An 11,532-nucleotide genomic window follows, 5' to 3' on the forward strand; every position below is an offset into this window, starting at 1 on the left:
ATTTTTTCTCTTTGCATGGTCATAAGAAGCTTTATAAAGACCACCTTGCCTCAATTTTTCTCTTTGGATGGTCATAAGAAGTCTTATAAAGACCACCTTGCTGCTTTTTTTCTCTTTGCATTGTCATAAGAAGCTTTATAAAGACCACCTAGCCTCATTTTTCCTCTTTGCATGGTCATAAGCAGCCTTATAAAGACCACCTTGCTGCTTTTTTTCTCTTTGCATGGTCATAAGAAGCCTTATAAAGACCACCTTGCCTCATTTTTTCTCTTTGGATGGTCATAAGAAGTCTTATAAAGACCACCTTGCTGCTTTTTTTCTCTTTGCATTGTCATAAGCGGTTGTTATAAGGACGATCTAACATAATATTTGCGAATCATCTATGAAAAAAACTTGGCGGTACGATTACCGCCAAGCCTGCTTCTTATTGAAAAGTATAAACTTTTACACTCAGATTAGTGTCTAGCTGCGGCTCCTAACTCCTCGAGACGTTTGTCTAGTTTCGCCTCCTAGAAACTCCGAAACTTCAACTCCGCCGGCAAAAGCAAAAAGCGCTTCTTTGTCGGAGTCTCCAGTTTCTGTGTTTCTGGGCAGTCGGCTATACTTTTCGATTTCAGTCCTGCCAATGAAGTCAAAGAACAACTTCACTATCAGGCCCTCTAACGATTGTCGGAGTTGGGCAGTCGCCTCCGCTTTTCTATTTCCGCTTCATCTCATTGGCCAAAAACTCTACATCGGTTCCAACAATGACTTGAAGGTCTGTTTTATTTAGTTTTAATACACCTTTTGCTCCCAGGCGCTTGAGCTCTGCTTCATTTACTTTTGTCATATCATCGACTTTTAAGCGAAGGCGTGTGACGCAATTGTCCAGCTCCTTGAGATTGCTTTTGCCGCCTAATGCTGCAAGATAGTGATCTCCAAGCTCTGCGTAATTGCCTTTTGAAGCACCGCTATCTGTGAACTCGCCTTCAACCTCGTCTTCACGTCCTGGAGTCTTGAGGTCAAGCTTGATGATCAGGAAGTAGAAAATCACGAAATACAGAACCGCGTAAACGAGGCCGACACCAAGCAGCAGCAATGGCTTTTGCGCTATTCCATAATTCAGCACATAGTCGATTGCACCGGCTGAGAATCCGAATCCATGGTGGATATCCAGCATGTAGGTGATGGACATGGCCAAACCAGTCAACACAGCGTGAATTCCATAAAGTACAGGAGACAGGAACATGAACAAGAATTCGATAGGCTCCGTAATCCCTGTCAGGAAGGATGTGAACGCTAAACCGACAAGCGCGCCGGCAGTAGCCTTTTTGCGCTCCTTTTTCGCCGCGGCAATCATCGCGAAGGCTGCAGCTGGAAGGCCGAACATCATGACTGGGAAGAAACCGTTCATGAATATTCCAGCTTTAGGATCACCTGCGAAGAAACGGTTCAGGTCACCTTTTACAATATCCCCCGCCGCATTTGTGAATTCACCAAATTCAAACCAGACGAGCGTGTTCAGGACATGGTGAAGACCCATTGGAATCAATAAACGGTTCAAGAAACCGAATACGCCTACTCCAACTGCACCCGCGCCAACAATCCATTCACCGACATTGTTGATGCCCGCCTGGATTGGGGGCCAGACATAGCCGAAAATACCGGCTAAAACAATCATCACCAATGAAGTGATGATCGGAACAAAACGTTTGCCGCCGAAGAAGCCGAGCCAGTCCGGCAGTTTGATATCATGAAAACGGTTGTATAGCAAGCCAGCGATGACTCCGGATAAAATCCCGCCAAGCACGGCCATATTGATCTCTTCATTGACAGCACCTGCGCCCTTTGTCAAAACAAAATAGCCAATCGCTCCAGCTAGACCGGCTGCACCGTGCCCATCCTTCGATATACCGACTGCCACACCAATCGCGAATAATAATGCAAGGTTCGCAAAAATTGCGTCACCTGCCGCAGAAATAAAAGCAATATCCAATAAGTCCGGCTGCCCAAGACGCAGCAATAGTGCAGCTGCAGGCAAAACTGCGATGGGAAGCATCAACGCCTTCCCGATCCTTTGTAAGAATCCTAGCACCTTCAACACCTCTCCCATTAAAATGTAAGTGCTTACATTTATCCGTGGACCTTGTAGAAATTTGTAAACACATTCCTAGTTTAACACTTCGACTCCCTAAATAATACCCTAAAAAAAGACTATTTTTTTAAGAGATGAGCTCTCCTTTCTTCAGTGCGTCACCCTCGAAACCTGGACAGGGTTGATACTTATAGCTTATTCACTTATTTTTATAAAATTCCGATATGGCGCGCTGGCAATTAAAGAAACAAAAAAACCCGCATTTCTGCAGGTTCATCCAAATCTCACAAGGCATTTGCCTTTGTATTGCGTGAGCAGCGGTCCAGGCGTGAATACCTGACAATTCCCATAACGGCTCCGGCAACCTCCACTACCTCGCCATTGTTCATGACAGGCATGAGCGAAATCGTATACGTATTTCCGCCAATTTCAATTTCAAAAACAATCTTCTCATTATTTTTCCAGACACAGTCATAATATCGTTCAATTCTCCCTGCTTTTTCCGGCAGGAATTCACCAAGGGTCTTGCCATTGATTTCATTCGGGGTGAAGCCAAGATCGTCCAGCAGCCCGCCGCCGACAATGTGGTGAATGAAATTATTTCCCTGTTTTGACAGCTTGAAAATGACCCCATAGTGGCTATGGATCATTTCCTCGGTTTCCCTCCATAACTTTTCGGGAGGGTCCTTCAGGAAGCTGTCGTCCGTAATCGTCGAAAAGTAGAAGCCTCTCATGATGAAAAAGTAGCCAATCACCTTGTATAAATGCCCAGTAAAATTATCGATATCATAAACACTCTGGTAGATGGTGAACACGAGCTCAGATAAAAAAAGAAACGTGAATGCCAGCGCCACGTAAAGATGCTGACCGTTCTTGCCTTCATTATAAAAGTAAAGCGATATGACAATAGAGATGAAATGAAGGAAACTGACACCGTATTCTATGAGATTTTTCAAGATGGTTGTCCCTTTGCCTTCAATGACGAGCAGCGGAAGGCTTTGTTCATACTTGAAAATCACGAACATGATGACACCTATAACCGCTGAACAAATTGCCAGGCAGATACGCCTTGGATCCTGCCTCAGCTTGCGTTCGGGCAGGACAAGGACAAGCACTATCATCAATGATTCAATGCTTCGTGCCGAAACCCAGAACCATGTCGCCTTTGCGATCGAGCTTTCGGTTATAAAAAAAGGCATCCCTTTGAATGTGAGTGTATGCAATAAGTCGAGCATTCCGACTATGAAAAATAAAAAGCTCAGCATCAGGATTTTCCGGGATTTCGAAAGACCGAAAACTTTCCAGCCGTATGAAAAGATCGAAAAGGAAACAGCAATACTGAAAAATTCCAAAATCGTATGGATGGCAATATAATTTTCAGGATTCAAATAGGACGAAAGGTCGGCATGATAGAGATGGATCAGCATCAAAAGCATGACCGCAGCTACAGTATAAACGAGAAACCTTCCCTCCGACATGCTCTTCTCCATTTGCTCACCTGCTTAGGGAGGATATAAGTTACCTTTATTATAAGCACCATCCGCGCCCCTTGCTTAGCGTACATATAGCCGTTTTGTGAATATTGACAATTCCGGTTAAATACATATTAGGGTTTTGCTATTTCTCTTTTATTCGGTAAAGTGGTAGTTAGATACATTTGAAGGACGTGTAATCATGAAAGTGAAAGAACTTTTACCCCGTTTTAGCGTGCCTGTCTTCAAGGGTATTGCCTTAACCCTGGTTCTGGCACTGGCCGCGCGCTTGATCGCTGGCCTTCCATTCTTCGCGATCCTGGGACAGCTTGTCATTGCCATCATGCTTGGAATGATATGGCGGGCGTCTGTTGGAGTGAACAGCGGACTGTTGGAAGGTGCCTCATATTCCAGCAAAAAGCTGCTTCGGCTCGGAATCATATTGCTTGGATTCAGGCTGAATCTCTATGATATATACAATGCCGGAACAACGGTGTTTTTTATCGCATTCGCGAACCTTACCTTCGCTTTAATTGCTGTTTATGGACTAAGCCGGCTTTTTAAGGTGGAAAAAAGGCTTGGCATCCTGACCGCCTGCGGGACTGCGATTTGCGGAGCTGCCGCTGTCGTCGCCATCGCACCAGTCATCAAGGCAAATGAAAAAGAAACGGCTGTTGGGGCAGCCAATGTTGCTGTGCTTGGAACGATTTTCACCATTCTTTATACCTTGGTATTCTCTTACCTTGATTTGCATGCTCTCGATTATGGGGTTTTTGCAGGAGGAACCTTGCATGAAATTGCCCATGTTGTTGCTGCTGCTGACCCGGCCGGCCAGGCTGCACTCGACCTCGCTATTATCGTAAAATTGACCCGGGTTGCGCTGCTTGTTCCGGTAGCTATTTTAATAGGTTTCTTGATCCAGCGTAAGGAAACCGGTGACGCTGGTAAAAAAATGACTCTGGCTAACCTCCCGATTCCCTGGTTCATCCTTGGATTCCTAGCGGTGAGCGCATTCAATACGACAGGAGTTGTCAGCGATGGCACCGCGTCTGCCATCGTCAGCCTCGCCTACTTGCTCATCGGCATGGCCATGGCAGGACTTGGGTTGAATGTTGACTTTAAGTCCTTCCGGCAGATGGGCGGAAAGGCATTGTCTGCAGGACTTGCCGGGTCTGTGCTGCTTTCGGTGTTTGGGTATTTGTTGGTTGTGATTTTGCTGTAGATGGGGTATTTTTACGGAGATTCGGAGTTTTTAATGAAGAAAGTTTTAGAACCCTGGGTCGACTTCGGACAAAGTTCCATGAAAAATTCGCGGTTTTATCCGAACTCTACTTCACGACAAAGTAGAATATAGATCCCCAGTCAATGCAAGGCGAAGAGCTGTCCGAATCACGTTTATTTCGGACAGCTCTTATTTAGATGAACAGTATACCTTCAAACTCAATAGTCAATCCACAAATATCTTCCCAGGATTCAGAATACCGTTCGGATCGAGGGTGCTCTTGATCGACTTCATGACATCATAGGCAGCGCCATGCTCTAGTCGCTGGTATTTTGCTTTCCCCAGGCCGACACCATGTTCACCGGTGCAGGTGCCTCCGCGCTTCAATGCGTAGTGGACGATTTCTTGATTGATCCGTTCGCCTTCTTTTACTTCATCGTGATTTTCCTTGTCCATCAGCAGCAGAACGTGATAGTTTCCATCCCCTACGTGGCCGACGATCGAGCCTTCAATTGCAGAAGCATCGATCAATTTACGGGTGTGGAGAATCGCACCTGTCAGTTCAGAAACCGGAACGCTGACATCCGTCAGCATAATGCTTTTCTTGCCGGCTGTATGTTTGTAGGCATACAGCAAATTATGCCTTGCGTCCCAAAGCTGGTTCCGTGCCTTTGAGTCGGCCTCGAATTGGAAGTCCGAACATCCATGGTCCTTCAAAATTTCAGTGGCAAACTCTACATCCTGGGCAAGTCCTGCCTCGTTGCCATGGAATTCCATAAACAGCGTCGTGCTTTCTTCATAATCTGTTTCCATGAATTCATTCACTTTTTTTACCGACTCTGCATCGACGAACTCTATCCGTGCCACAGGTATGCCGCCGGCTAAAATGCCAACCACGGCATCGACGGCATTTTTCACAGATGGAAAAACTGCCCGCCCGGCGGTAATCGCCTCCGGGATGCCATATACTTTCAGCGTAAGTTCAGTGATGACACCAAGCGTTCCTTCCGAGCCGACAAACATTCCGTTCAAGTGGATTCCTGAAGATGACTTGGCTGCAAGGCTGCCAGTATGGATGATGTCACCGTTCGCAAGCACAACCTCAAGGTCCCGCACCTGGTCGCGCATGATGCCGTACCTGACCGAAGTTGTGCCGCTCGCATTTGTGGCCGCCATCCCGCCAAGCGTCGCATCAGCTCCAGGATCGACGGTAAAAAACAAACCATACTTTTTCAGCTCTTTATTCAAGACCGACCTCGTGACCCCAGGCTGGACTTTCACAAGAAAATCGCTTTCCTTCACTTCGACGATGGCATTCATCTGTGAAAGGTCAAGGGAAATCCCGCCATTCACCGGGATTACATGTCCTTCCAGACTCGTTCCCAATCCGAATGGCACAACAGGAATTTTCCGCTCGTTCGCGAATTTTAGCACCTTGCAGACATCCTCTTTATCCTGCGGGAATACAACAACATCCGGCAGGCGCGGTTCGTGATATGACTCATCCCGGCCATGAAGCTCCAAAACCGTTTCATTAACCGTCACCAGTTCTTCATCTACTACTGTCTTCAATTCTTCTATGTAGCCTGCCAAGTCAATCTCCCCTTCTAAAATGTTATGGCCCTTGGTTTTTCGCATTTCAGACTCTTGCTTTACCGGATTATCCTTTAGGAACCCATGTATCTCGCATAATAGTTTTTTGCTTTTACCGGATTATCCATTATGAACCCAGGGTCTTGAATAATAGTTTTTTGCTTTTACCGGATCATCCCTTAGGAACCCATGTATCTCGCATAATACGATTTTGCTTTTACCGTATCATTCGTGCCATGGATGAGGACCCTTCCATCTTGGAAAATGACCATTGTGATTTCTTTGTCCGGCATGAAGCGGAGCAAAAATGGATTGCCTTTGACCTCGCCACTATTTTTCAGGGTGCTGGCGAGTTTCTCCAGGTCCTGTTTCGTTTTTTTCCGCGGGTTGATCTGGATTGTGTTCCGGCCGCATAAGGATGCATAGTTAATTTGCTGGTCGGAGGACCGGTCCAAGAATTCGTAATTGTGGTGGACGCATGCGGGGCATTCTGGATTGCGCCCCTGGCTGACGTCCATTTGCAAAAAGGAGTTGTACCAGATATCCATCTGTTCAAGATTAGGATTCGACTCTGCCCCCACGAGCAGCTTGAGTGCCTCGACTGCTTCGAAGGATCCAATGATATCCGTAATCGGTGAAAGTACACCGATGCTGTCGCATGTCTCCCCCAGTCCAGCAGGAACGGATGGAAATAAACATCTGTAGCAAGGGGTTTCCCCCGGTTTGATGGCGGCGAACATCCCTCGTGAACTGACTGCCCCGCCATACACCCACGGAATGCCGTGCTTGACGGCAACATCATTAATGAGATAGCGGGCCATGAAATTATCGGTTCCATCGACAATCACATCAAAGCCTGCAAGCAGATCCTCTGCGTTGTCGAGCGTTAAGTCTGAGATGATTGGCTCTATTTTTACCTCTGAATTGATCTTTTTCAGTTTTTTTTCAGCGGCAATGACCTTCGGCAGGTTCTCACGTGCGTCATCCTCATCATAGAGAGTCTGGCGCTGAAGGTTGGAAAGCTCCACAAGGTCACGGTCGATAATTCGCACATGCCCGACACCTGATCGGACCAAATGGTTGGAAATCACCGTTCCCAGCGCGCCCATGCCGACGATGACAGCAGAGCTTTTTACTAACTTCTCCTGCCCTCCACTTCCAATTGGCTGGAATAAAATCTGCCTTGAATAACGCTCCAAATCTTTCATCCATATCCCCTCATTTCTATTTCATTATATCTTTAAATAAAGCTTTTTTTTAGGCTGAATTTTCACTATACTTAAAATTAAGAGGAAAATAGGCCTCTTGTATTATTTTTTATCCATATCAAATGAAAGAGGTGGATTAGTAAGATGAATTTTGGGGGATTTAAAAACAAAGAAGTCGTAGTTGACTTGTCAAATGGCACTGTCGATTACCGAGGCATCAATGAAGACGACGTGAAAAAGTATGTCGGCGGCCGTGGTCTTGGGGTTAAGTATGTTCTTGACAACGGACCTGAAGTAGAGCCTTTGTCAGAAGAAAACATCCTGTGCATCATGACAGGGCCTGTAACAGGTTCACGTTCATCTATGAGCGGACGTCTGGCAGTCGTGACGAAGTCTCCATTGACTGGCACGGTTACTGACTCGCACATGGGCGGATGGACAGCAGCCCGTTTGAAGTGGGCCGGAATCGACAACGTCATTTTCAAAGGCAAGAGCGACAAGCCAGTATACCTTTATATCGAAGACGGCAAGGCAGAAATCCGCGACGCTTCTCAATTGTGGGGATTGAGCACGCGCGCGACTGTACAGTCTTTAAAAGATGCACATGGCGAAGAAAATTTAAGCGTTATGACAATCGGCCAGGCTGGCGAAAACGGCGTGCGTTTTGCCGGTTTCATGAACGAGCACGACCGTTCTGCGGGACGGGGCGGTACTGGAGCGGTTGCCGGTTACAAAAAATTGAAAGCAATCGTCATCAAAGCTGCACAAAAAGGCAACATGCCTGAGCCGGCACAAAAAGACGAATACAACCAGGCGAACAAGAAAGCGGTTAAAGCGATTCTTGAAGGCGGCCTTACTGCTCCTAACAAAGGCGGATTGTCCGTATATGGAACAAACGTCCTTACCAACTTGATCAATGAAGTGGGAGCGCTTCCAACTCGCAACTCTCAATTGACACACTGGGATGAAGCAGAAAAGCATTCTGGCGAGTGGGTTAACGAGCATCTGCTTGTTGCCAACAACACATGCCACGCTTGCCCGGTCGGCTGTAAGATCGAAGTTGAAGTCAAGGAAGGCAAATATAAGACTCGCGTAGAAAGCTTTGAGTTTGAATCTGCATGGGCACTTGGTGCGAACAGCGGATTGAGCGACTCTGAAGCGATTGCATACTTAATCGATATCTGTAACGAATACGGCATGGATACAATCGAACTTGGCCACGCCATCTCTGTCACAATGGAAGCTTATGAAAAAGGCATCGTTGACGAGAAGCTTGATTGGGGCGACGCTGACGGCATGATTGAAATCGCTCGCAAAATCGCATTCCGTGAAGGCTTCGGCGGCATCCTTGCTGAAGGTCCTGCACGCGCGACTGCTGCATGGGGCGTTCCTGAACTCTCTATGTCAGTAAAAGGCCAGTCCATCCCGGCTTACGATCCACGCGGTATCCAGGGTATCGGCCTTGGCTATGCGACAAGTAACCGTGGTGCCTGCCACCTTCGCGGCTACACAATCGCATCTGAAATCGCCGGCATTCCTGAGCCAACAGACCGTACAGTAGCAGAGGGCAAGGCCGAGCTTCTAAGCGTATTCCAGAACCTGCTTTCATTCTCTGACTCTATGAATATCTGTAAGTTCTCTTCATTCTCTGAAAATGCAGAGCATTATGCTGAGCAATACAGCACAATGACTGGCATTCCGATGTCAGCGGATGATGTCATGCTAGCAGGCGAAAGAATTTACAACCTTGAGCGTTACTACAATAACCTAGCTGGCTTCAACAAGCGTGAGGACGACTTCCTGCCAAAACGCTTCACTGAAGAAGGCGCTTCTGGAAACAGTGAAGGACTTGTCTCCCGCATGGATATCATGCTTGAAGACTACTATAATGTCCGCGGCTGGAAAGATGGCGTTGTTACAGAAGAAAAACTTCGCGAACTGGGCATCATCGACGAAGAAACAGCTCCGGCTACAGAGGAAGTATAATAGATTTGAAGGAAACCAGGCAGAAATTGCCTGGTTTTTGCTTTAAATGATCAAAAAGTGATGTACGAAAATCTTTTATAACGGAACATCTTCAGAAGTCTCCTCGAAAGGAGCCCCGATACCTTTTTTAGCGCGATTATAGAACATGTACGAAATGGAACACTCAATGCGAAAGCAGCCTCCAGTAAAATAAAAAAGGCTCCGGCATTAATCTGCCGAACCCTTAACTACCCGCCTACCCGGGTTGTTTTATAACGGTAATTTTTGATCAGTTGTTCGAGCTCACCCATGGTTTCTGCAGCAAAGCGGATATGTACTGCATTGACGATGAATGTTTTTGTAAAAGCAAGCTCATCCTCGCTTAAGATTTCTGCTCTCCATCCTCCCGCCTCATACACAAACGGGAAGGAGTCGGTCACGAGCCTGCCGCCCAGCTCTTCAAAGTACATTCCAAGGTGATCCAGGTTAATTCCGCGGAATTCTAGTATTCTATCAACCATATCAGCCACCGGCAACCGGAGGGAACAGCGCGAACTGGTCGCTTTCTTTTACATACGTTTGAAGGTCCTGGTCATGGACGATGTTTCGGCCATTGATGTAGACATGCACAAATGGCTTGAGCGTCTTTTCTTCTGTAAAAATCTCTTCGTGCAAATCCGGGAACATTTCGCACATTTTATCAAGCACGTCCATTACCCGGTCTCCATCAGGCTTCACTTCGACTGTCACGCCTCCGCAAATCTCCCTGAGATTAGCAAATACCTTAACCTGCATCCTAAACGCCCCTTTCTCCTTACCTTAATAATAAATTGAAAAATGAAAAATGTCATTAGCTCATTCATCAGGGGCTCTTCACTCTCATTTACTATTTTTTATTCACTATTTCTGAGAATTGTCTGATCATCGGAGTGTTTTCAGCATCTGTATCGGTCACAAGATAAAATTCCCGTTCGTATGGTTCAAACATGTCGACGATTTTAATGCGCCCAGCTCTTTGTGCAGGCATAGCCGCCAGCCTGGAAATAAAACTGATGCCCATCCCTGCTTCAACTGCAGCGATTACGGATTCTGTGCTTCCGATGGATACGGCAACTGTCAAAGCTTCAAACGACAGGCCTTTTTCTGCTAAGTAATGCTCCATCATTTTGCGGGTGCCCGATCCTTCTTCACGGAGGACGAAATCATATTGTTGAATTTGTGAAAAATCCGCTGATTCCGTTTGGACTAATGGGTGGCCGTCTGGCGTAACTAAAACCAAAGAGTCCTTGGCAACTGGGTTGCTCTTTAACAATCGGGATTCGACCTTCATCCCGATGATCGCAGCATCAATCTGGTGGTTCTGCAGTTTTTCAAGGACCTTTTTCGAATCACCGATTTCGATTTTGACATCCACTTTCGGAAAAAGGCTGCGGAACTTTTTAACCCAGCCGGGAAGCAAATAGGTTCCCGGTATGGTACTCGCCCCAATTGTCAGTGTGCCTGTCAGGGTACCCTGGAATTCGCCGAGTTCGCCCTCCAGTACCCTCCACCGCTTGGCAATATCCTTTGCCGCTGTATAAACAAGCATCCCTGCAGGAGTCGGCCTGATTCCTGCTGCTCCCCTGTCTAGCAGTTCAAATCCCAGCTCATCTTCCAGGCTTTTGATTTTCAGGCTGACAGATGGCTGTGAGCTTTTAAGCGCGGCCGCTGCTTCAGAAAAACTATTTTTTTCGACAACCATTATGAATGCCTCAAGTTTTTTCAGATTCATGGCATTTCTCCAATTTCAGACATATTATATAATCCAATATTAATACGAATTGCCCTGATATGGACAATAAATTTAAGTTAAAAAGATTTTATTAGACATTTTAGGGGATACTGACGTCAAAGTGTCTATTAAACAGGGCTTCTTAGACATTTTGGAGAGTATCGGGCATCAAAATGTCTATTAAACAACACTTCTTAGACATTTTGGAGAGTATCGAGTGTCAAAAT

General features: G+C 46.3%; 10 protein-coding genes. 2 read left to right on the plus strand and 8 right to left on the minus strand.

The features are described 5' to 3' along the window. Positions 1 to 462 precede the first annotated feature (462 nt). From J7E35_RS00545 to J7E35_RS00555, 3 genes are all read right to left on the minus strand, one after another. On the minus strand, positions 463 to 648 hold the full coding sequence (locus tag J7E35_RS00545) for a hypothetical protein (RefSeq protein ID WP_214776265.1): 186 nt from the start codon (positions 646 to 648) through the stop codon (positions 463 to 465). 49 nt (positions 649 to 697) lie between these two features. Further along, positions 698 to 2,074, minus strand: coding sequence for an N-acetylglucosamine-specific PTS transporter subunit IIBC (gene nagE / locus J7E35_RS00550; RefSeq protein WP_214776266.1), 1,377 nt, complete (start codon positions 2,072 to 2,074; stop codon positions 698 to 700). Between the two features lie 284 nt (positions 2,075 to 2,358). Further along, the gene (locus tag J7E35_RS00555) at positions 2,359 to 3,564 is read right to left on the minus strand and encodes an MASE3 domain-containing protein (RefSeq protein WP_214776267.1); all 1,206 of its coding nucleotides are present in this window, start codon (positions 3,562 to 3,564) and stop codon (positions 2,359 to 2,361) included. 184 nt (positions 3,565 to 3,748) lie between these two features. Here J7E35_RS00555 and J7E35_RS00560 point away from each other — a divergent pair, with 184 nt between their 5' ends. After that, on the plus strand, positions 3,749 to 4,768 hold the full coding sequence (locus J7E35_RS00560) for a YeiH family protein (protein ID WP_214776268.1): 1,020 nt from the start codon (positions 3,749 to 3,751) through the stop codon (positions 4,766 to 4,768). A gap of 225 nt (positions 4,769 to 4,993) precedes the next feature. On the opposite strand, the gene J7E35_RS00565 is transcribed toward J7E35_RS00560, so the two are convergent. Both J7E35_RS00565 and J7E35_RS00570 read right to left on the minus strand, forming a co-directional pair. Then, complete coding sequence (locus J7E35_RS00565) at positions 4,994 to 6,406, minus strand: FAD-binding oxidoreductase (RefSeq protein WP_214776269.1); 1,413 nt, start codon at positions 6,404 to 6,406, stop codon at positions 4,994 to 4,996. 134 nt (positions 6,407 to 6,540) lie between these two features. Continuing rightward, entirely contained in the window at positions 6,541 to 7,569 is a 1,029-nt protein-coding gene (locus J7E35_RS00570; RefSeq protein WP_214776270.1) for a ThiF family adenylyltransferase, read from the minus strand. A 144-nt stretch (positions 7,570 to 7,713) separates the two neighbouring features. Between J7E35_RS00570 and J7E35_RS00575 the strand changes: the two genes are divergently transcribed. Continuing rightward, positions 7,714 to 9,555, plus strand: coding sequence for an aldehyde ferredoxin oxidoreductase family protein (locus J7E35_RS00575; protein ID WP_214776271.1), 1,842 nt, complete (start codon positions 7,714 to 7,716; stop codon positions 9,553 to 9,555). Between the two features lie 227 nt (positions 9,556 to 9,782). Here the strand turns inward: J7E35_RS00575 and J7E35_RS00580 are convergent, their stop codons facing one another. From J7E35_RS00580 to J7E35_RS00590, 3 genes are all read right to left on the minus strand, one after another. Continuing rightward, complete coding sequence (locus J7E35_RS00580; RefSeq protein WP_214776272.1) at positions 9,783 to 10,055, minus strand: MoaD-like domain-containing protein; 273 nt, start codon at positions 10,053 to 10,055, stop codon at positions 9,783 to 9,785. Between the two features lies 1 nt (position 10,056). Further along, on the minus strand, positions 10,057 to 10,329 hold the full coding sequence (locus J7E35_RS00585) for a ubiquitin-like small modifier protein 1 (RefSeq protein ID WP_214739017.1): 273 nt from the start codon (positions 10,327 to 10,329) through the stop codon (positions 10,057 to 10,059). Positions 10,330 to 10,420: 91 nt separating this feature from the next. Next, positions 10,421 to 11,305, minus strand: a complete 885-nt coding sequence (locus J7E35_RS00590) for a selenium metabolism-associated LysR family transcriptional regulator (protein ID WP_214776273.1) — start codon at positions 11,303 to 11,305, stop codon at positions 10,421 to 10,423. Positions 11,306 to 11,532: the final 227 nt, after the last annotated feature.

The organism is Bacillus sp. ISL-45, assembly GCF_018613195.1.
Lineage (GTDB): Bacteria > Bacillota > Bacilli > Bacillales > Cytobacillaceae > Mesobacillus.

Bases quoted from the DNA above. Each gene is read 5' to 3' on its own strand.
- J7E35_RS00570 (WP_214776270.1), bottom strand. From the start codon at position 7,569: ATGAAAGATTTGGAGCGTTATTCAAGGCAGATTTTATTCCAGCCAATT.
- J7E35_RS00565 (WP_214776269.1), bottom strand. From the start codon at position 6,406: ATGCGAAAAACCAAGGGCCATAACATTTTAGAAGGGGAGATTGACTTG.
- J7E35_RS00575 (WP_214776271.1), top strand. From the start codon at position 7,714: ATGAATTTTGGGGGATTTAAAAACAAAGAAGTCGTAGTTGACTTGTCA.
- J7E35_RS00580 (WP_214776272.1), bottom strand. From the start codon at position 10,055: ATGGTTGATAGAATACTAGAATTCCGCGGAATTAACCTGGATCACCTT.
- J7E35_RS00585 (WP_214739017.1), bottom strand. From the start codon at position 10,329: ATGCAGGTTAAGGTATTTGCTAATCTCAGGGAGATTTGCGGAGGCGTG.
- J7E35_RS00560 (WP_214776268.1), top strand. From the start codon at position 3,749: ATGAAAGTGAAAGAACTTTTACCCCGTTTTAGCGTGCCTGTCTTCAAG.
- J7E35_RS00555 (WP_214776267.1), bottom strand. From the start codon at position 3,564: ATGGAGAAGAGCATGTCGGAGGGAAGGTTTCTCGTTTATACTGTAGCT.
- J7E35_RS00590 (WP_214776273.1), bottom strand. From the start codon at position 11,305: ATGAATCTGAAAAAACTTGAGGCATTCATAATGGTTGTCGAAAAAAAT.